The sequence below is a fragment of the Paenibacillus sp. J31R98 genome (genome assembly GCF_056269245.1).
The window spans coordinates 176,000-196,420 of the sequence record NZ_JBWDNO010000001.1 but is presented as its reverse complement, the minus strand read 5'-3'; the positions used below and the strand labels follow the sequence as shown (position 1 = coordinate 196,420).

Sequence of the window (20,421 nt, the reverse complement as noted above, 5' to 3'; positions counted from 1 at the left end):
CGATTTCCTTGCTGAGAGTTCGATTTTTGCACTCTCAGCCCCGCCATTCTGCCGATATCGGCTGCCTCCCAGTCTGAGAGTTCAATTTTAGCATTATTACAAAACCCCTCGTCAAGCCATAAGCCAAGCGGCAACTACTCTGTTCTTGCCCGTCTTCTTCGCCTTGATCTCCGCATCATCGGCATACCTTATAAGCTCCTCAGCCGTATTGGCGCGGCACAATTCCATCGAAGCAACGCCTATACTGACAGTTACTTGATACGGTTGGCCGACGCCGCTGCCGAACTCGAGCTCAATCTGTTTGCGAATATCAGACGCCAGCTGCAGCGCATGCTTCCCGTCTGTCTTAGGCAGAATAATGAGCATCTCTTCGCCGCCGTAGCGCCCCGGAATATCCTGCTGGCTAAGCAGCGAGCGAATCGTGCCCGCGATCTTCCTTAGCACATCATCGCCAACTTGATGACCAAGCTCATTGACCTTGCGGAAGTTGTCCAAGTCGATCATCAGCACGGAGACGTCAAGACCGTATTGCTTCGATACCTCAACCTCCTGCAGAAGCCTGTCCATAAAGTGCTGGCGCAAGTAGAGGCCGGTCAAGCTGTCGATCATCATTTGCTCATAGAGCACGGCATTCGCGATATGCGGTTTGACGATATGGATCAGCTGGTCCAATTGATGCGCGACATTATTGTTCAACTGATGCAGGAACACGTCCATCCGGATCGAGCGGTGCTTTGCGCCAAACAGCGTGAAGCTGACTCGCTGCAGCTGGCTCTCCCCTGCCCGATATTCGGAGAGCATGTTTCGGCCGATCGGACCAAATGCGGAGTAATAGTTCTGCGATGTATGGAACGGCAGATCGAACTGGATGGATGCGTAAGCAACCGGATAATATTCAAACAGCGCAAACGTGACGCGGTCGATCACCATGCTCAGATTAAGCGAATCCGGCAACCGATCGAACAATCGAATCGTCGTCAAGTAGTCGAGCGACTGCTTCAGGAAGCCTCGGCGCTCTTGCATAATTTGCACAACCTGCTCGTTGTCTGCCAATTCCCAGCGGTCAGGCAAACCTGCAGGCTCCATATAAACTTCCATCTCCCGCTTCACTTCCTCAGCCCGATCATTCTGCTGAATCAGATAATAAGCGTTGATCGCTTTGCGCAGCAGCAGCATCCCGTTCGTCACTGCGCCTTGCCCTAGCTCCCAAAGTGCAGATAGATAATGATAGTCCGCCCAGAACAAGTCATAGGCGTCCGTCTCAATGAATTGCTTGAACCTCTCCAGCCACTCGCCAATCTCGTTCATCGTTATGGTATCGCTCACCGGCTGAACGCTAAGCATCGCCTGCAGCAGCTCGCGGTATGTCCAGCCCTCGAGCATAGGGAATCTTCCCTGACGCTCTGCTGAGCCGATGCACTGCTGGAACTGCCGGCAAGCATCTTCGACTGCTCCGAGCTGGAGAAGCCGCAGCGCCCCAACAAACATAGCCGGTTGTTCCTCATGAGTCGCGGGCAGCGGACTAATCCGCTCTCCTCTGCGATGCGCGGCATAGACTCGGTATAGCTCCATTCTTGACTTCGTATAGTCGCTCGTATCAGGAATTTGCCCCATCCGGTCAAGCAGCTCCCATTGCCGCGATTCGCAGGCATACATCCGGATCATATCGCGAACGCCTTCAAGGACGTCCCTGCGCTTAATGTCGACGAGCTGGTTCCAGTGATAATGGAAGGCCGGCATATCACCGAGAATGAGCGATACTTCCATGCCGTTAGCGTGACCAACCTCGAGCATATTCGGATGTCCCAGCTGCGTTGCGCCGGTGATTACTTTCTCGATGTAGCTTCTTGCCATACGTGCGTTATTTTGATGAATGTACATGTTATACACGCGCAGAATAAGATCCGGGTAGAAGCTGTAATGGAGCATCGACTCCACTTTGTTCAAGAGCGCAAGTCCCCATGCGTTCAATTGTGGGAAATTCTCGAAAATAAACGCGATGCAATAGTAGGACGAGTCGACAAACTCCCATTCCGGAATGAGATGACGGTTCGGGTAAATCTGCCTAATGTACAGCTCCTTGATATACTCCTTCTCATGAGGCTCGAGATGGAGAAAGACTCGGTTGGCAACGAGCGGACATAGTGCATCGAGCTTATCGCTAAGCTGATGATTCGGGTTCTCCAGATAGGCGAACAGCTCATCTTTGTGGTCAGCCAGATCGAGTTCATTTTGCATCATTCTATAGAACATCCATTTGAACCGGTCGCCGTCGCGGCCTCTCAGCTCATACAGCTTCATGCACACTTCTTCGCAGCGCTTCAGCTCGCGGAATCCATTGTAAACCGGCAGTATTTGCCGATAAAAGCATTGCATCGTCGACCGCTGAAGCGTCTCGTGCAGACCGATCATCTGCTCCAGAAGAAGCCGCGTCTGCTCTGACGAGAGCGCCTTGCGGTTTCTCCGGAAATAGAGCATCAGCAAGATATACTCCCGCCGTTTATCACCGGATTTACGTACTAGATTAAGCATCGTCAGTGATGGATACTTCTCGATATTCAGCATATAAGCGACCGCTTGCGAATAGGCATGTGCCATATCGTAGCGAAGAGCGAGCCGTTCCTTCACATTGTTATGTACGAACACACTGTTCTGGTGGAAGAACAGAATGAGACCGAGCTGCGCCAAACGGTGCAAATGGACATACAGCTGGCCAAGCGGCAGCTTGTTCGCGTTGAACAAATTCCATACGCGAATCGGCGCCGGCAAGCAGCAGAACAGCGCAAGCAGATCGGTTTCTTCTGCGCTCAACTGATCCAGCTTCTGCTCCGTAATGGTAATTGGATTCGTACCCTCCTGCGGAAGCTCGCGAGCGCCAGCAATCCATCCTGAAGAGGTCAGCTGCAGCAGCCCTTGATCAATGAATGACTCCAGCATCATGCTCGTATACTTCGGATCGATTGCTTGATCATTCAGCCAATGCGCGAGACGCTGCAGCGTTTGCGGCTCGACCTTGCAAAGCCGTTTGCGCATGAGCCCGCTGTAAGCAGCAGCATTCCGTGGGAGAAATTGAATATTATAGATCTCTTCATTCATATCCGACTCAACCAGCGCCTTGCCACAGAAGATCGTGAACAACCGCGGCAGCTGCTCGCTGTAACGGCTCCACGTATACTTAAACAGCTGGAACGATTCCAGGTCCATATTCGAGCATTCATCGAAAATAAGAAAAATATTGTCTGCGGGAATAATCGCAATCAACTGGGTATAGAAACGAAGCATCCATTCGCCGAATGCCTCGGATACGTCATGTCCGAAGTAGTATTGCTGCACCAGCTGACGTTGACGTCTGGCTAGCGCTCGGAACTGCGGCTCTGCTTGCGGATAATAAGTCAGCGTTAAAGCGCCGATGATCCGGTTGACCATCTCGATGATGGTGGAGAATGGTACATCCGTGCATTTAATCGTAACGAATGATTGATTCTCCAGCACTTCATTCATATGAAAGCGGAGCACTTCGGCAATGAGCGACTCATCTTCGTGAATGAGCGCAATCTGCTTCGCTCCTTCGGCACGCAGGAATCGTCTGAATTGGCGCTGGCTCTCCGGCGAGATTGGCGGCTCCGCATGATAGAGCCATGCATGGGGATGAAGACCAATTACCTGCTCCCAAGGCTCGCGAGTCAGTCCATAGATGCGGCTAATCTCATAGGCCGCTTCTTCAATAAACAAGAAGGATGGCTCGCCAATTAACCGTTCATACAGCACCTTGAGCGGCGGATAAACCAGATGACCGCGGAACAACTCGCGCATAATCGTTCCTGCTGCGTAGAAGTCGGAAGCCCGGGTTATCGTATGCGTTCGGCAATAGGCGCTAAAGAGTTCAAACGGATAGTCTTGTATATAAAAGTCCAGAAAAGGATGCACGGAAGGGAACGGCTGCAAGCTCAGCATCACCTGATGCGAGCTCGGGTTCACGCTAATCAAATCAGGCGATAGAAACCCGATATAGAACTGGTTCACATGCAGCAATCCCAGTGTATCGAATAACGATGCCATCACCCGTGCGCGATCGGAGTCGCTAAGCCCCTCTTGACTCGCGAAGGCTGCGAACGGGATGAAGCCTTCCGGTAACGGCGTCAGCCTAAGATCTAGATGTAATTCGGTCTCTGTCCAATCTTCGATTCCTCTTAACCCGCGTCCACTCGCAGCAATTTCCTGCCACTGCTCGATCCGCTTCATCACTTGACCACGCTCGAAGAAGCGCCAAGTGTTCGGGCTGAATCTCATATAAGCTTCGCCTAAATGCGAAGTCGCAGTATCCATAGAAAGCAATCGTTCGTTCACTAGGCGTCAATCCCTTCATGTCGAAATTTCACTTTTAGTATAACAGGAAATTGTGACAAAATGACTACTAATACAACCTCTCCAATTATCTAAATGGGTAGTTGACTTCCTCTTCGTTCCTTGCAAGAAAAAGCCAACCTCATTCTTCGGGAATGAGGCTGGCTTCCATATAACTTTCAATTTAACTTCAATCTTCGTTACAGAATTTAACGCAACGGCCTGAATGCTTGGCGAAGTTCATTCACGAACAGCTGCGGCTGTTCCCATGCCGCGAAGTGACCGCCCTTGTCCAGCTTGTTGTAGTAAATCAGATTCGGATACGCCCGTTCTGCCCAGCTCTTCGGCGCTTGATAGAGCTCATCGGGAAAGGCGCTTACGGCAACCGGAAGCGTAACGCCCTTGGGGCTGAAGAACGGGTACTTGTTCTCCCAGTAGAGACGTGCCGACGAAATCGGCGTATTCGTGAGCCAATAGAGTGTAATGTTGTCGAGAACATCATCCCGCGAGAGACCCACTGACTTTCCATCGAAAGCATCGGCAATCAGCTCCAGACTCTTGGCGTCGTGATCCAGCATGAACGCAGCCAAACCGATAGGCGAATCCGCAAGTCCTGTGAGCGTCTGCGGCCGCGTCTCCATCATCTGAGAGTAAGCTAGCTGCATGTTGAAGAACGCTAGCTGCTCGCACGCATGTTTCTCGTCGCCTGTTAGTCCGGGAGGACAGCCTTTGCCTGACTGAATGGCCTTCTCAATCTCTTCCGGAACCGCGCCGGGCATGTTGGTGTGAATACCAATCAGACCTTTCGGCTTCTGGACAGCCATGACATCTGCCATAATGGCCCCCCAGTCGCCGCCTTGTGCCACATACTTCTTGTACCCGAGCCGGTTCATCAGCTCGCTGTATGCTCGCGCGATACGATCCGGATCCCAGCCTGTCTTAGCTGGCTTCTCCGAGAACCCGTAGCCAGGCATCGACGGAATGACGACATCGAACGCATCTGATTCCTTGCCGCCATAAGCTGTCGGATTCGTTAGCGGATCGATCACCTTCAGCATCTCGACGATTGAGCCAGGCCAGCCGTGCATGAGGAGGATCGGCATGGCGTCTTTATGCTTCGAACGAACGTGGATGAACTGAATATCCTCCCCATCAATATTCGTGACGAACATCGGCAGGGCGTTCAGCTTCGCCTCGAACTTGCGCCAGTCGTAATCATTCGCCCAATAGTCCGCGAGCTTCTGCATCGTCGCCAGCGGCACGCCTTGCGTTTGATCCGAGACTGTCTCTTTATCCGGCCATCTCGTCGCGAGTATGCGCTTGTGCAAATCCGCTAGCTCCGCATCGGAGAAATGTACCTGAAACGGACGGATGGCATCTGAACCCGGTTGTCCATTCGCTTCTTGGGCTATCGGACCGAAGACAGTCACTCCTAACACGATTACCGAACACATGATTGAACGGAACCAATTGGTGCATAGTTTCATGATGCAACGCTCCTTTGTCGAGAACAGTGTGATGCTCTAGTATTAAGTTCCATCCGAAATGTGATTCTTATGCGGATCGTGCTGCACATAATAAAGAAAAGACCCGCATCATGTTGCCATGACACGGGTCTCTCATTTATATTAACGCAGCGACTTAAATGCGTTGCGAAGCTCGGTAATCATATGTTCAGGCTGCTCCCAAGCAGCGAAGTGTCCGCCTTTAGGCAGTCTGTTGAAGTGAATCAGATTCGGGTAAGCCTTCTCTGTCCAGCTCTTCGGCGCTTCATACATCTCATCCGGGAATACGCTGACGGCAACCGGCAGCTTGACGCCTTTGACAGCGAAGAAGGAGATGCCTGCAAGACCGTTCTCCCAGTACAGACGGGCTGCAGAGATCGCGCTGTTCGTAAACCAGAAGAGCGAGATGTTATCGAGAACGTCATCGCGTGTCAGTCCTTCTTGCACGCCAGCAAACGATCTTGCGATCAGGGCATGGCTCTTCCAGTCGTGATCAATCATGAAGGAAGCCAAACCTACAGGAGAATCCGTAAGGCCAGTCAGCGTCTGCGGACGCGTGCCCATCAAGAAAGCGTAATAAAATTTGTTCTCACGAACCTGCTCGCACGCTTTCTTCTCCTCATCCGATAGCCCTTCTGGAAGCGGATTGCCGGACCAAATCGCCGCATCCACTTCTGGTGGAATGACTTCAGGCATGTTGGTGTGAATGGCGAGCAAGCCTTCCGGTTCTTGAACGCCCATCATGTTGACGACGATCGAGCCCCAGTCGCCGCCCTGTGCCACATACTTGTCGTAGCCAAGACGCGCCATCAGCTCGCTATATGCAGTCGCGATGCGCTTCGGATTCCAGCCCGTCTCCGTCGGTTTACCCGAGAAGCCATAACCAGGCATCGATGGAATGACGACGTGGAACGCATCTGCTTCTGTTCCGCCGTACTCCGTAGGGTTCGTCAGCGGTTCAATCAGCTTCATCTGCTCGATGATCGAGCCCGGCCATCCATGCGCAATAAGGACTGGCATCGCGTTCTCATGCTTCGAACGAACGTGAATGAAGTGAATATCCAAGCCGTCAATTTCAGTAAGGAAATGCGGAAAAGAGTTAATCCGCGATTCAATCTTGCGCCAATCGTATTCATTCGCCCAATAGCGAGCAAGCTCTTGAATCGTTCCGAGCGTCGTGCCTTGGGATTGGTCCGATACCGTTTCTTTGTCTGGCCATCTTGTCGCGTTGATGCGTCGTTTCAGATCTGTAATTTCTTTTTCCGAGATATTCACGTGAAATGGACGAACTTCTTTATTTGTTTGAGTCATTAATCTCTCTCCCCTATCACTGTTTTGGATTGCTTGACCGGCCAAGCCTGAAGCAGCAAATCTGCCGCTTATGAACTATAACAACGGTTGGCATGAACGTACACATCCAAAGAACATCTATTTGATCAATCCATAACTACGCGCTTCTATCGTAACAAGACATCCGCCAGTTGAGCGATCCCTTCCTCAATCAACTCCTCTTCCACTTTTGCAAAGCCGAGTACCCATCCCCTCCTTGCGCTATCCAAGCAGTAGGGGCTGAGCGGATAAATGCGAATTCCCCTCTCCAGCAACTGCGCGGTGGCAATGGATTCGTCAAACAGCGGTTCTGCTTCCAGCAGCATATGCGATCCCGTATCGACTTCTGATAAAGCAAACCTTCTCGCTAGACCGCTGGCAATAATCGCTTTCGTCATCCTTTCATGACGCCTCCGATACACATTCCGCACCCTGCGCATATGCCTCATGAAATGGCCTTGCTCAATAAACCGAGTGAGCGTCGCCGCCTCCATAATCGGAACATGACGATAGATCAGTTCTTGCACTCCCGCGAGCTGCGCAATCGCTTCCGCCGAGCCGACCAGCGCGGATAGACGGATGCCTGGTGCGATCATTTTCGAGAAACTTAACATATAGAGCGTATGATTAGGCGCTTGGCTAAACAGCGTCGGCAGCGGATCGCCTCGATACCGATACTCGCCGTCATAATCGTCCTCGATAATCCAGCTCCGATTGGTCATCGCTACATGTAGCAGCTGCTGCCTTCGCGGCTCAGACAGCACTGCCCCTACCGCGCATTGATGAGAAGGGGTTACGAATGTGAGTTTGGTTTCCGGCGGAATCTGCTCGACAACGAGTCCTTGTTCATCTACCGGGATAGGCACGACATTCATACAGTGATGCTTCATGATCATCCAAGAGGCTGGAAAGCCCGGATCTTCGGCGGATACCGTATCTCCTTCAGACAACAATGCTTGCGCCATCAAGTTAATGGCATGATTCGCGCCTGTTGTCAGCAAGATCTGATTCGTCTGCACATGAATGCCGCGTTCGAGCGACAAGTATCGCTTGATCTGTTCACGAAGCGGCAAGTATCCGTATGTATCCCCATATGCCCAGTCATCCGGACTTAAGTTTGTAGCGGCGTGCTGGAACGTTTGCCTCCAAAGCTTCTGGAAGACCGGGTCCACATACGGCTCATGCGGGCTGAAATCAATCCTCACTTCATGAGCTTCTTCCCCTTTAAGCCATTCCTTCAATTGCTCCGCATACGAATTGACGAAAGGAATGGAAGGTAGAACCGGACCTTCCGGACCTGATAAATTGGAATTTGCCGCCGCTTTAATCCAGCATGACGTAACCTTTGTGCCCCCTCTTCTTGAGGTGACGATGTACCCCCGGGCTAGCAACTCTTCGTAAACAAGCTGCACGGTTGATCGGGACACGCCAAGCTGCTGAGCTAGCTCACGGGATGGAATTAATTGCTCGCCCGGCGGCCAGTTCCCGTTAGCGATATGGCTGATTGCTTGATCCAGCAGCTGCTGCCAGATCGGCTTGCCATCATTGCGATTAACTTGCAACATGAGGAACACCTGCGTTTCTATATGAATTGCCAAAGTTATGGATTGGACTAAATGAGACGCTTTGGATGTGTATCTCCAAACCATACTCTGTTATAGTGGCGAGATTGAAGAAGCCAATCAAGTTCTATTGTTCGCAAAGGAGGATCGTCCAATGCAGCACGGACAGCTCATTTCGCTTAATGTCGGGATGCCGACTACGATGATATATAACGAGAAAGAAGTGACCACCGGTATTTTCAAATCACCTGTCTATGGCCCATTGGAGCTGGATTGGGAGCATTTTGTCGGGGACGGGCAAGCCGATCTGAGGTACCACGGAGGCAGAGATAAAGCGGTTTGCGTATATGCTTACGAGCATTATCCATTCTGGGATGAATGGCTTGGAAGACCGTTGCCACTTGGAGGCTTCGGAGAAAATCTGACGGCAAGCGGCCTGTTGGAGACAGACGTGTGCATCGGAGACATCTATCAGCTCGGCAGCGCGATTGTGCAGATTAGCCAGCCAAGACGGCCGTGTTTCAAGCTTGCCGCTCGTTACGAATATCCCGAGATGCCTTTGAAGGTGCAGGACACCGGATTTACCGGGTACTATTGCCGGGTGCTTCAGCGAGGAAAGGTGTTCTTCAACGATAGAATGATTCTGTTGCAGAAGCATTCGTTAGCGCTATCCGTAGCATTCGCGAACCGTGTCATGTTCCATGATAAGGACAATCTCGAAGATCTCGAGAGATTGCTCCGGGTGGAAGAATTGTCCGCGAGCTGGAGAAGCAAGCTCGAGAAACGCCGCAATAAAACAAGCTAATCCACATATAAATCTAGGATGGGAGGGATCTAAGCATGTTACTGGATTGCATCATTATCGGAGGAGGTCCGGCTGGGCTTAACGCAGCGCTTGTACTAGGCCGAGCAAGGAGAAACGTTATCTTATTCGACGATAACAAACCTAGAAATGCTGTCACGCATCAATCCAATGGGTTTATTACCAGAGACGGGATTGCCCCGACCGAGTTCCGCCAATTGGCGCAACAGGACTTGCGGAAATACCCTTCTGTTCTCATCAGTCCGACGAAAGTGACTGCCGTCCGTCAAATTAACGGCGTCTTTCAAGCAACGTCCGAGCAAGGCTACAACTTTGTGGCCCGCAGCGTCATTCTGGCTACAGGAGTAAGAGAAACTCTTCCCCCGGTAAGAGGGATTCAAGATTACTATGGCAAAAGCTTATTCAGCTGCCCCTATTGCGACGGCTGGGAGCTTCGAGATAAACCGCTCGTATTAATCGCAGATCATGAGAGCGCCTATTATCTAGCTAAGAAGGTGTACCAATGGAGCAAGGATCTGGTGTTCTGCACAAACGGACTTCCGCTTCTAAATCCTGAGCAGAAGGATAAGCTCCGCTATCGCGGAATTGCGGTTATCGAGACCAAGATCGCAGCTCTCATCGGAGCAGGCGGGATGCTGCAACGGGTTCAATTCGAGGATGGATTAACCGTAGAGCGAGCAGGCGGCTTCGTTACTCCGCAATGGACACATGCCTCTCCGATCCTCGACATGCTAGCTTGCAGGACGAATGAGATAGGTGCCGTTGCGATGGATCATTATGGCAGGACGAGTGTTCCTGGCGTCTATGTCGCTGGCGATACTTCCTTCCAGCCGCCTGCTCAAGTCATTGTCGCCGCTGCTGAAGGTTGCAAAGCTGCCATCGCGGTTAATACCGACCTCGTTGAAGCAGATTTCTGAATTCCTAATTAATTCCAAATAATATACCCCATGTCTCCGAGGACATGGGGTTCATGTTTTTTTCAACATTTTAATCCTCTCTAGCCCACCACTTCCCTCCCTTCCTTCTCATTCGCTCGGTACACAGCCAGACCCAGCCAGATCATGCCGAGCCCGAGTACAGCCTGTGCGAAGAACTGTCCACCAGGCGAGAAGCCTGCTAGCGGATATAGCGTAACTAATATAGCTCCGATAAGCGGAACTGCCCGTGCCGTAACTAGGCTGATTCCGTAGTAGAGCGCTGTTAATGCCATGATAAGAAAGCAAGCTGCCTCCCCTTCAATAAATGGAGAGCGTACCGGAATAATGACATCCTGCGCGTATTTCAGGAGCATCGGCTCTACGAAAGCGAAGTAGAAGGACAAGCATGCGCTAAGCGCAGTGCCGATGAACATCGCGATAAAGGCTGCGAGCGTGTTCGTCGTCGATCTGATCCGAGACTCGTAAACAAAGATTGCAATGAGACCGAGCAATATCAACACATTCCCCGCCAGACCAAGCACACCTGACAGAACCGCATTCGCAATCAACTCATCCGTAACCGCCAATTTGTTGTCGATAATGTCCGTACTCGTCTTGCCCTTAATGTCAAAAACAGCTTGCGAAGCCACTTGAAGCAAGCCTCCAAGCATCGCGGATATCGCTAGAAATCGTATGACGACAGTTGACATAACAACCATCCTCCTCTTAAAAATGCCGAAGATAACGTATAAGTTAATATTTTCCAAACGGTTATACCATTCGACAGCTTTCTACGTTCAGGAAGGGTTAAAATCATATCAAACTTAGGTTACATACCGTCTAACGGGAGCGATGAGTCCACGATGAAGCTGGTTCGCCAAGTGCTGAGCGATTTAGAGCAGAAGAGATTTGTCGGGCGGGAGAAAGAGCTCGCCATTATGGAGCAGGAGCTAAGTGACTGCAACGATGACTGGTGTCTCATCCACGTATGCGGACCAGGAGGCATCGGCAAGAGCGCTTTGCTTCGCGCCTTCCAGTGGACGTCAAGAGATGCTCTCGTCTTCTATATCGAAGGGCGTTCTCTTACGCAGCCGGCACACTTCGCGGAAACCATTCGAATGAGACTCGCGAAAGCCGGATACCAGATGGATGCGCCTGCAGGGACGCAGCCAGGGGAAGATGAGGCTGAACTGATTAACCAAGTCGCGCAGCAGTGCGGCGGTATCATCTTGCTCCTCGATAGCATGGAACGATGGGGAACATTACTGGAGTGGCTATTCGATAAGTGGCTGCCGCTGCTGACCGTGCGCGTCAAAGTATGCTCGGCTGGAAGACAACCGCTCGATGAAGGAACGATCTCCGCCACCGATTGGAGCAGCATGTTCCGTAACATGAGGCTTGCTCCGCTGAACCGCAAAGAAATGGAGAGTTACTTAGTCACTTCTGGCATTAATGAACCTGAAGTGCGGTACGCCGTTGAGCAATTCTCGGGCGGAATCCCTCTGGCGCTCTCGCTCGCATGCAGCACCGTACTGAAGCACGGTGCCTCTTCTTTTCTTAGCGGAGATCAGACGCAAGCGATTATCGCTTCGATGGATCGAGCCCTATTCCGGGATGAAGAGCCCCTCCATGTCAAGAAGCTGCTGGGGGCCGCTTCGATTCCGTGGCGATTCGATCAAGATATGCTGCAATGGATTGTCGGCGAGGACATTACGCAAGAACAGTTCAACGAATTCTGCAACATCCCCTACGTCAAGCTGTTCCGGCAAGGCGGTTATTACCTTCTGGATGCCGTACGCAAATGGATGAATGCCGAGCTTGCGCACCGCGCCCCCGAGACGCATGCCCTCTACAAGCAGCGGGCACTGGCTGCGATCGAACGAAGATGGACGCATACGACGCAGCAGGATGAGGAACGCAAGAAGCTTCTGCGTCTTGAGAAGGCTTTTCTGATGTCGGATGAGTTTATGAGAAGCTTTTATTTTGCCACTGATCGGTCGGGGTTCAGAATCGGCGCAGCAAGCAAGGAGCACATTCCTGTGCTGCGCGAGCTTGTGCAGCAGTTCTTTCTCGCGTTTCCTCCATTTCTGAACGATGACACGTTGCAGCATACTTACCTTGACGCCATCTGGGAAGTGGAGCCTGCCTCGTTTCGAGTTGTTTACCATGATCAAGATGTCGCAGGCGTTTACACCTTCGTACCGTTAAACGAGAAGACGCGCCCTATATTTGCGAGAAATCCTGTCTACGCCACCTTCGTCCGGGAAACTCCTCTCCAAGAGATGGACTATCTGATTTGGATTCTTGGCGCAAAGCGCGAATATGAACCGGAGCTTAGCTCGGTCATCGTTCAAGAGCATTTCTCTACAGGCATTACGGGGAAGCGCGTATCCATCGTCGTTCCAATTGAAGGACCGCTCGAATCGCTCTGCAAGCTTGGCTTCGAACGGATTCCATGGGCGGATTACGTCTCGGCAGGCGGACTGCACTGGAAAGCGGCGCGAATCGACCTTAGAAACGATGAACTCTTTCACCGAATTCCAGTCACGGATACGATCCTGAGTCTGGGCTCTGGTCTGGACTTAGGCTTGGGAATGGACACGGATCTGGCAGATACACCTTCGAAAGATACACGGTTTCGGCTCGTCAAGCAGGCGCTTGAATGCTTCCACTCGCTCGGCCTTGATCCTCCCCTCGTGAAGAAGCTTGGCAGCATGCTGCCGGATAACGATTCCGAGAATAGGAACGAGCCACTTGCGGCGCGCATTGCACAGCGAATTACAGATCGACTTGAACGAATGGCATGCGGCAGAAATCAAGAGAAGCTGCAAGCTCGAATGCTGCAGCTCTTCTATATCGAAGGAATTGGCTCTCACGAGACCGTCGCAACGAGACTCGGCCTTGCGATGACGACTTACTACAGATATATGAAAAAAGGAATCGGACGTCTTGCCGACGAGCTGCTTCTTTAGACGGGATCGACGACCACAATTGCCTGCATCGTTGGATGGACCGAGCAGTAGTACGTGTACGTACCCGCTTCCTTGAACGTGTTGCTCCACGAGCCGGAAGCCGGAATCGTCTTGCTGTCGAAACGACCGTCCAAATCGGTAACCGTATGCCCTTGTTTGTCGCCATTCACCCATGTCACAGTCGTTCCAGCCTTTACATGCAGCTCTTTCACAGAAAAGCCTGATGCGCTAATGGTCACTTTCGTCCCCTGCTCGTTATGCATCGTATGATCGGTGCCCGTAGTTGTTGGCTCCGCTGGTGCAGTTTCCGGTGCTGCTTCCGATGTCGTCGGCGCCTTCACCGGGAATGTCGACAGCGATGGCGGCAATTGCGGCAGCTTCAGTCGCCACTCAGCTGCGCTGGAAGACAGGAGCTTCGCGCCCATATACTTCACGGCTGCACTGAGCGGAACGAACGTTGTCCCTTTCAGTAGTTGAACGGGAGCAGTTAATGGAATTTTCACCCCGTTATATTCGGCGTTCTGGCTTCCAGTCTTTAACTTCAGCTCGTTCGCTTTCAATGTCAGTACATACTCACCGGCACTCGCGCCTTGACGCATGCCGAAACGAATCTCATCCTGTAGCAGCTTTAAGGGGATGTACAGCTCCTTGCCTTGCAGGAACGGTGCCGCTGGAATCGGCTTGCTTTTACCATCTACGAGCACAGACTTCTTCCCTGTTGTCAACGTAACCGCTCTGCCTGGCAGCGCAGGTGAAACCATCATCATGGTGTGCATACCGCCAGGGTATTGGCCATCGTTCGTATTGTCCTTAATGTTATGGCTGTGGATGGGAAAATGTCCGCTTTGGTTCAGCTTGACAAGAATGTCGTACCGTTCACCGGGAGCGATCTCGATCGTATCTTTCGTAATTGGAGCCGGAAGCGGCCTGCCATCTGAAGCGATAACTTGAAAATGTTCACCATGCATGTGAATGGAATGCGTGTCATAGCCTGAGTTGATGAGCCGGATAAGGATGGCATCTCCTACCCGCCCTTCCACCATCGTCAACGGATCACTCTCTGTATCGGGATAAGATTTGCCGTTAATCGTCCAATAGCGCGGGTGATAGTCCGTTCGATCGTACGTTTCCCCCTTCTCCACCGACTCGTGCCACAACGGGTCGATCTCATTCAGCAGGAAAACGTAATCTCTATCATAACGCGGACCTCCTGTCCAAGCTTCCGGAGCACTCCCCTTCGCTCTTACGATGAATGCACCATGCATCCCCATCTGCAAATGTTCAATGGTGTCAACGTGACAATGGTAGAAATAAGTGCCCGCATGTGTTGCAACGAAACGGTAGGTGAAGCTTTCGCCTGGCAGTATCGCGTGAGACGTATGGGGAACGCCGTCATTCGCTTGATCCGTATCCAATCCGTGAAAATGAATGGTGTGTGCCAGCTTCTTAATATGGGAATTGGATGGACCGATGTTCGTCAACGTAACTTCGACCTTCTCACCCTCGTTCACGGTAAGCGTCGGGGAGGGCAATACCGCTGTTCCTGGCTCATTCTTTAAACTATAGCCCCAAATATAGAGACGTTTGCCGTCCGCCAGTTTGACTTCGCCATCGGTCGCATAGAGATGGAATCGTTTGACCTGCGCGGTTTGGGTAGTGGTTGGAGCGGCGGCTTGAGTGGCGCCTTCGGCGGGAATGGGGAGCAAGAACCCTACCAGTAACGAGCTAAGGAGCAGCGCCGCTACTAACAGCAGCGCTTGCTCCCTAACGTTCATTGCTTGGAAGGATCGTATCATTTGGTACGAATAGACAACAGCTTCGCGGTTTGATCCCATGTATAGGTTTTGCCGAGCTGTTGTGCCACGGTCTCAACAGCGATATAGGTCACGCCTTTGGACACATATGGAGCCGTATCGGCTGTGGTTACGAGCTTCTTGCCACCGACCAGAACCGTCTTGCCGGAAACTTGGTAGGAAGCTCCCAGAGCTTTGGCAACCGTGGAAAGCGGGGCGAATACGTGACCGTTCTTCACGATGGCCGTCGTAGAGAGCGCTTTGTCATTTACGGTTAATTTCACGGCACCTTTCGGAGCAACGATGATTTTGCCGCTATATCCCCACAGCACATCGGTCACCGTATACGTACCTGCCTTCGTAAAGGTGAGCTTGAAGCTCGGCTGGCCAAAGCCCGGAGCATTCGGCATGAGAACGCCTGCCGATGCAAAGCCTTTGCCGTCATATACCGGGCCGTGCGGTGTTATAACGTCAGGATTAAGTCCTTTCTCCGTAAAGACCTGCATCCCTTTCGGCGCATTCACGACAGCCGTATGCGCTTCGCCTGGCGCTCCGGCTATCAGCTCTATCGAGTCTCCCGCGCTAATGTACACTTCGCCCGGCAGGAAAGCGTTGACCATTACCTGTGAATTGCCAATGCCGGCGTATACTTTGTATGTCAGCGTTCCATCACTGTTCTTGGTGTAGGTTGCTTTGTTGTTATAGGTTTTCCAATCTGCGGCAACCATCATATGATCGTCAATGAGTGCATTGTTCACCGAAGCCTGTTCGGCCTTGGTCGGGAGGAGGCCGCCGCTTGGAATGACGACAACTGTTCCTTTCATTACGGGGTGAATCAAGCAGTAATAGGCGTATGCCCCTGCTTTCGTAAACGTGATCGAATACGATTGCATAGTCTGCATTTCAGGCGAGAACAGCATGGTGTCTCCTGCCCATGCGGAGCCGCTAGCCGGTGAGAATTTCGTAATATCGAAGTCGTCGCCCGGTGGCGGATTTCCAATCAAGAAGCCGAGCAAGTGGGGAGCGAGCATGTCGTGGTTCGTGAATTTTACCGTATCCCCTTCATGAATGTAGATAACGCCTGGCTGCATGGAGAACATCTCTGTATCCGACGACATCATTTTGCCTACGGATACTTCCCAAGTTTGCGGCGCGTTCGCATCTGCTGCGAATGCACCTGTTGCCCCCGTCAGCGCCAAGATGGCGACGAGCAGCATCATACGAATGAATCTCATTTTCTTGCCTCCCCAATGATAATTGTGACCCATTCGCATCTTAGCGGTTAGACGCTTCCACGTGCACTACCAATTCACTACCAATTATCAAAAACAAAAAAGACATCCCCTCTCATAGCAATGAGATTGGATGTCTTCCTAAGGTTGCTCCCGTGGCAATCGCACTTCAAAGACGGTGCTTACTACACTGCTCGTAACTGAAATCGTCCCGTGATGCTGCTCCACAATATTTTTGGCGATGAACAGTCCGAGGCCAGTGCTGCCTTCATGGTAGGTACGCGCTTTGTCGCTTGTGTAGAACATATCGAAGATATGCGGCAAATCCTCGGCAGAGATGCTGTCTCCATAATTAATGATTCGAACGACGACATCCTCGGAGTCAGCTTCGCATTCAATATCCACATACTCGCCTTCGCCACCGTAGTGTGCAGCATTACTGAGCAAATTCTCAAACACGCGGACCAGCAATTCGCTATCGCCCCGGACCATTAGCGCAGGTGTCACATGCAGACGAGAGATCAAGCTCTGCTTCTCGAACAGCGGATAGAGCTCCTCATTCAATTGAAGCAGCAGCTCGCTAAGATCAACCGGACGATTATCGTCGATCGTGAGCTTCCCATAATTCATTCGTGCGACTTCGAACAGCTTGTCAATTAACCCTTCCAGCCGCTGCGATTTCTTATAAGCGATGGAGGTGTAATGCCTAGCTTGCTCGGGAGTCAGGTTCTCATTCTTCATTATAAAATCCAGATAACCAATAACCGATGTTAACGGTGTTCTGAGATCATGCGCCAAATTCAGCACGAGCTGCTCCTTGCTATTCTCTGCAAAGTCTCCCCGCTCCAGCGCTTGACGAAGCTTCTCTCCCGCCAAATTGATGTCCCTTGCGATGTCACCGAATTCATCCGTGGATGAAATGTTGATTCTCGTCTCGAAATTGCCCGAAGCTAGCTGGTTAATAGCACCGGATATATCCTGAAAGTACTTCGCATATTGTCTCGTAAGCAAGAAGAAGAACGCAATGGACATCGGGATAAAGAAGATCAGAAAGAAATTCACATCTCCAACCTGCCGTATCAAATAACGAACTTGTGTCGAAGGATCTTCTTGTTTGGTCGTATGGTAATATTGCTGTGCGATCTTGTAGATGACGAACGTAATGGCCCCGGATAGCATCATGCTAAGGCCAACCAGCGCAATCATGTTGAACCTGAAGCTTTGAAATCGTTTAGCCATGATAGGAATAACCGACTCCCCATACTGTTTTGATCAGCTTGTTCTTGTTCATATCGTCGCCAATCTTCTTCCTCAGTGTACGGATATGCACCATTACCGTATTATTGCCCTCGTAGTACTCTTCTCCCCATACCTGCTGAAAAATTTGCTCCGTGCTGAACACTTTCTTCGGATGGCTGACAAGCAAGTGCAAGATATCAAATTCCTTAGGCGTCAGCGCTACGGGACTGCCATTAATAAGCACCGAGCGTTCCTCAGAATTAATGACAACGATGCCCGCTTCAACAATAGGCTTGCTGCCTGATGAAGAAGGTCGGCTGAATTGCAAGGAACGTCTGAGCTGTGCGTTCACCCTCGCCACTAACTCCATCGGGTTGAACGGCTTCGTCATGTAGTCGTCCGCACCTTGCACAAGCCCGGTTATTTTATCCAGATCGGATGTCTTCGCACTTAGGAAAATAATCGGCATATGATGCTTATCCCGGATTAATCTCGTTACTTCGTATCCGTTCAGCTTCGGCATCATGATGTCCAGAATGGCCAAATCAATATGGTTCTTCAGAATCGCGTCAACGGCTTCCAAGCCGTCATATGCCTTAATACAGCGATAGCCTTCCTTCACCATGTGCAGCTCAACCAGCTCTGCAATCTCCGCATCATCATCTGCAATTAGAATCGTTATCGGCTGCATCAAAAGTACCCCTTTACTTGCTTCGTTCCTATCTATTTTAACAGTTTTGTCCAGGCGATGTCAGTTGTTTGGCATTTCGATTCGCGAACAGGCCGAGAATGCCGGCAAACAGGCCATACATAATGAATCCCGTCAAGCCCCCGCATGTATTCAGAATGAGGTCATCTACATCAAACTGGCCTATGGAGAATACCGCCTGTGAGTTTTCCAGAGCTAGGCTAAGGAGAAACGATTGCGCCGTCACAGTAATGATCGTGAATCGCTTATGCGATTGCAGCAAGCCAGCGAGCACACCGAAAGGCACGAATATCGCTACATTCCCAACCAGATTGACTAACCCATTGCTGGTCGTATCACTCATCGTCCTCATGATTTCATGGAAAGGAATCAAATTCCCTTGGTCCATCCTCGTAAGAATATGCTTGGGTTCATACAGGCTCATCTCGAGCGACTGCCTCATGTAGGCGAGGTCCATGGAGCCGCCTTTAAACAGAATGATTTTGACTATAAAATACAAATAAGCTACAAGAAGAACTCGCAGCATAATCACTCGTTCCTCGCGTCTCATCCAGCCACCTTCTTGCTTGTCGAATCATCTTCCCAGGTCGTTACGATGACTCCATCCTTATTGTCTCCTGATATCATATAACTTCCATCATTCGGAACCGTCAGTTCTAGCTTGCCTTGGGCTGGATAATAGGAGACGGTATACATCTTGCCGGCAACTTCTGCGTGAATGCTGCTTTGCTCCTTCAAGTAAGTCAAATATTCTTCCAGCACAAAGCCATACTCCTGCATAATGGCGCTATGCGGAAGACCTACGTAGCGAAAATGCCAAGGTTCATACATAATGCCCGTAATATCCGTCTTATCTTCCGGGTATCGCAGCACGAAGCCATACTTCCAGGCATTCTTCTTCAGCCATTCCCCCTCAGGCGAACTCTTCATGGCTCCGAGCGAAGAGCCGATATCCATGGATAGCCCAAGATTATGCTCGCTGTAGCCTGGCGGATTCGCTTGATCCTCTCCCAGCTTCTCATACAGTTCTGCTTGCTTCTCATTATCTCTGTAGCCGCTATTAATCAGAAAGTGACTGACGCCATCCTCTCTTGCCGCTCCAATCATATCGTTAAATCGAATGAGGATATCCTCGGGAAGCTCGACGCTGTTGTCCATAATGCCAAAGCCCTTCATTAACTCTTGATGATCGAACAGATTGACGACACGGGAGATCTTCAAATCGTCCGGCACAGGAAACTCCCTGTTAACGAGCAGCAAATCACCTTCGTAGATGTCATCCTTGTTAATTGCGAGCATCGTTTGCTTCGGAGATGATTCCGATTCCGATTCGGATTGAGACTGAGCTTGATTCGGCCCTTTAAGGGCCGCCTCATTATCTTTAGCAGCATACTGTCTCCCAAATATGATCAAGCCGCATATCAGCAGCAACATCATGAGAACGATAAGTTTCTTCATGCTTCATTCCTCCTCTACTTACCCTAGAGTAAAGGAGAAAATTTAAAAATTAAGATGGGAAAACATAAAGAATTTATAAAAACAAAAACACGCCGGGTGATCGGCGTGTCCGGAGTATGGTTCTAGAATGATAGATCATCTGCGAATAACAGCAAGACAGCAACAGCGATCGCGATGTTGAGGACAGCCGGGAAAATCTTCGCGAATGTATGCTTCACCCTAACATGCGAGAGAACGGCAACCAGCATCATAATGCCAACCCCGATTCCGGTCCATGCGGCAAATGCCGGATACCAGTAACCAATGATGAGCCCTGCTGCGGCAGCAACTTGGACAACTCCCGTAACGCTTCGAAACCACTGCGGGAACTTAATTGATTCGAACAATTCAACTTGATGCTTGGCTCCGGTAAGCTTGCTTACACCGAAGAAAACCATAGAGAAAAGCAGCCAGCTTTGAAGAACGATGGACAGTATGTGCATTTGAAATCCTCATTTCATTTCATAATCGGACACCACTTAGTGTCCTATTTCATAAT

Annotated in this window: 15 protein-coding genes; 3 read left to right on the top strand and 12 right to left on the bottom strand. The window is 50.9% G+C overall.

What is annotated here, in order from left to right:
• Positions 1-111: 111 nt before the first annotated feature.
• From AC0YNX_RS00800 to pdxR, 4 genes are all read right to left on the bottom strand, one after another.
• Positions 112-4,326 (bottom strand): GGDEF domain-containing protein, encoded by a 4,215-nt coding sequence (locus AC0YNX_RS00800; protein WP_475813757.1) that lies wholly within the window; start codon positions 4,324-4,326, stop codon positions 112-114.
• Positions 4,327-4,553: 227 nt separating this feature from the next.
• Complete coding sequence (locus AC0YNX_RS00795; RefSeq protein ID WP_475813756.1) at positions 4,554-5,831, bottom strand: epoxide hydrolase family protein; 1,278 nt, start codon at positions 5,829-5,831, stop codon at positions 4,554-4,556.
• Positions 5,832-5,972: 141 nt separating this feature from the next.
• The gene (locus tag AC0YNX_RS00790; RefSeq protein ID WP_475813755.1) at positions 5,973-7,160 is read right to left on the bottom strand and encodes an epoxide hydrolase family protein; all 1,188 of its coding nucleotides are present in this window, start codon (positions 7,158-7,160) and stop codon (positions 5,973-5,975) included.
• 146 nt (positions 7,161-7,306) lie between these two features.
• On the bottom strand, positions 7,307-8,743 hold the full coding sequence (gene pdxR / locus AC0YNX_RS00785; protein ID WP_475813754.1) for a MocR-like pyridoxine biosynthesis transcription factor PdxR: 1,437 nt from the start codon (positions 8,741-8,743) through the stop codon (positions 7,307-7,309).
• A gap of 151 nt (positions 8,744-8,894) precedes the next feature.
• Between pdxR and AC0YNX_RS00780 the strand changes: the two genes are divergently transcribed.
• Together AC0YNX_RS00780 and AC0YNX_RS00775 are read left to right on the top strand one after the other, a co-directional pair.
• Complete coding sequence (locus tag AC0YNX_RS00780; RefSeq protein ID WP_475813753.1) at positions 8,895-9,545, top strand: MOSC domain-containing protein; 651 nt, start codon at positions 8,895-8,897, stop codon at positions 9,543-9,545.
• Between the two features lie 35 nt (positions 9,546-9,580).
• Positions 9,581-10,480, top strand: coding sequence for an NAD(P)/FAD-dependent oxidoreductase (locus AC0YNX_RS00775; protein WP_475813752.1), 900 nt, complete (start codon positions 9,581-9,583; stop codon positions 10,478-10,480).
• 80 nt (positions 10,481-10,560) lie between these two features.
• Here the strand turns inward: AC0YNX_RS00775 and AC0YNX_RS00770 are convergent, their stop codons facing one another.
• On the bottom strand, positions 10,561-11,190 hold the full coding sequence (locus AC0YNX_RS00770; protein WP_475813751.1) for a hypothetical protein: 630 nt from the start codon (positions 11,188-11,190) through the stop codon (positions 10,561-10,563).
• A 153-nt stretch (positions 11,191-11,343) separates the two neighbouring features.
• Between AC0YNX_RS00770 and AC0YNX_RS00765 the strand changes: the two genes are divergently transcribed.
• The gene (locus AC0YNX_RS00765; protein ID WP_475813750.1) at positions 11,344-13,452 is read left to right on the top strand and encodes an ATP-binding protein; all 2,109 of its coding nucleotides are present in this window, start codon (positions 11,344-11,346) and stop codon (positions 13,450-13,452) included.
• Here the strand turns inward: AC0YNX_RS00765 and AC0YNX_RS00760 are convergent.
• The 7 genes from AC0YNX_RS00760 to AC0YNX_RS00730 form a co-directional block, all read right to left on the bottom strand.
• A complete protein-coding gene (locus AC0YNX_RS00760; RefSeq protein WP_475813749.1) occupies positions 13,449-15,287 on the bottom strand; it encodes a multicopper oxidase domain-containing protein in 1,839 nt (612 codons plus the stop codon). The genes AC0YNX_RS00765 and AC0YNX_RS00760 overlap by 4 nt on opposite strands.
• Positions 15,245-16,480, bottom strand: a complete 1,236-nt coding sequence (locus AC0YNX_RS00755) for a stalk domain-containing protein (RefSeq protein WP_475813748.1) — start codon at positions 16,478-16,480, stop codon at positions 15,245-15,247. Before AC0YNX_RS00755 ends, AC0YNX_RS00760 begins: the two co-directional genes overlap by 43 nt.
• 138 nt (positions 16,481-16,618) lie before the next feature.
• Positions 16,619-17,716: a sensor histidine kinase gene (locus tag AC0YNX_RS00750; RefSeq protein WP_475813747.1), complete on the bottom strand. Its 1,098-nt coding sequence runs from the start codon at positions 17,714-17,716 to the stop codon at positions 16,619-16,621.
• On the bottom strand, positions 17,709-18,407 hold the full coding sequence (locus AC0YNX_RS00745) for a response regulator transcription factor (protein WP_475813746.1): 699 nt from the start codon (positions 18,405-18,407) through the stop codon (positions 17,709-17,711). The genes AC0YNX_RS00750 and AC0YNX_RS00745 overlap by 8 nt, the downstream gene beginning before the upstream one ends.
• A gap of 37 nt (positions 18,408-18,444) precedes the next feature.
• Entirely contained in the window at positions 18,445-18,975 is a 531-nt protein-coding gene (locus AC0YNX_RS00740; RefSeq protein ID WP_475813745.1) for a VanZ family protein, read from the bottom strand.
• Positions 18,972-19,883 (bottom strand): M15 family metallopeptidase, encoded by a 912-nt coding sequence (locus AC0YNX_RS00735; RefSeq protein WP_475813744.1) that lies wholly within the window; start codon positions 19,881-19,883, stop codon positions 18,972-18,974. The genes AC0YNX_RS00740 and AC0YNX_RS00735 overlap by 4 nt, the downstream gene beginning before the upstream one ends.
• A gap of 122 nt (positions 19,884-20,005) precedes the next feature.
• Positions 20,006-20,365, bottom strand: a complete 360-nt coding sequence (locus AC0YNX_RS00730; protein ID WP_475813743.1) for a DoxX family protein — start codon at positions 20,363-20,365, stop codon at positions 20,006-20,008.
• Positions 20,366-20,421: the final 56 nt, after the last annotated feature.

What these genes read in the sequence shown, in the direction of transcription:
- AC0YNX_RS00765 (WP_475813750.1), top strand. Translation starts at nt 11,344, where the DNA reads ATGAAGCTGGTTCGCCAAGTGCTGAGCGATTTAGAGCAGAAGAGATTT.
- AC0YNX_RS00770 (WP_475813751.1), bottom strand. Translation starts at nt 11,190, where the DNA reads ATGTCAACTGTCGTCATACGATTTCTAGCGATATCCGCGATGCTTGGA.
- AC0YNX_RS00760 (WP_475813749.1), bottom strand. Translation starts at nt 15,287, where the DNA reads ATGGGATCAAACCGCGAAGCTGTTGTCTATTCGTACCAAATGATACGA.
- AC0YNX_RS00800 (WP_475813757.1), bottom strand. Translation starts at nt 4,326, where the DNA reads ATGGATACTGCGACTTCGCATTTAGGCGAAGCTTATATGAGATTCAGC.
- AC0YNX_RS00790 (WP_475813755.1), bottom strand. Translation starts at nt 7,160, where the DNA reads ATGACTCAAACAAATAAAGAAGTTCGTCCATTTCACGTGAATATCTCG.
- AC0YNX_RS00750 (WP_475813747.1), bottom strand. Translation starts at nt 17,716, where the DNA reads ATGGCTAAACGATTTCAAAGCTTCAGGTTCAACATGATTGCGCTGGTT.
- AC0YNX_RS00730 (WP_475813743.1), bottom strand. Translation starts at nt 20,365, where the DNA reads ATGCACATACTGTCCATCGTTCTTCAAAGCTGGCTGCTTTTCTCTATG.
- AC0YNX_RS00740 (WP_475813745.1), bottom strand. Translation starts at nt 18,975, where the DNA reads ATGAGACGCGAGGAACGAGTGATTATGCTGCGAGTTCTTCTTGTAGCT.
- AC0YNX_RS00780 (WP_475813753.1), top strand. Translation starts at nt 8,895, where the DNA reads ATGCAGCACGGACAGCTCATTTCGCTTAATGTCGGGATGCCGACTACG.
- pdxR (WP_475813754.1), bottom strand. Translation starts at nt 8,743, where the DNA reads ATGTTGCAAGTTAATCGCAATGATGGCAAGCCGATCTGGCAGCAGCTG.
- AC0YNX_RS00775 (WP_475813752.1), top strand. Translation starts at nt 9,581, where the DNA reads ATGTTACTGGATTGCATCATTATCGGAGGAGGTCCGGCTGGGCTTAAC.
- AC0YNX_RS00745 (WP_475813746.1), bottom strand. Translation starts at nt 18,407, where the DNA reads ATGCAGCCGATAACGATTCTAATTGCAGATGATGATGCGGAGATTGCA.
- AC0YNX_RS00755 (WP_475813748.1), bottom strand. Translation starts at nt 16,480, where the DNA reads ATGAGATTCATTCGTATGATGCTGCTCGTCGCCATCTTGGCGCTGACG.
- AC0YNX_RS00795 (WP_475813756.1), bottom strand. Translation starts at nt 5,831, where the DNA reads ATGAAACTATGCACCAATTGGTTCCGTTCAATCATGTGTTCGGTAATC.
- AC0YNX_RS00735 (WP_475813744.1), bottom strand. Translation starts at nt 19,883, where the DNA reads ATGAAGAAACTTATCGTTCTCATGATGTTGCTGCTGATATGCGGCTTG.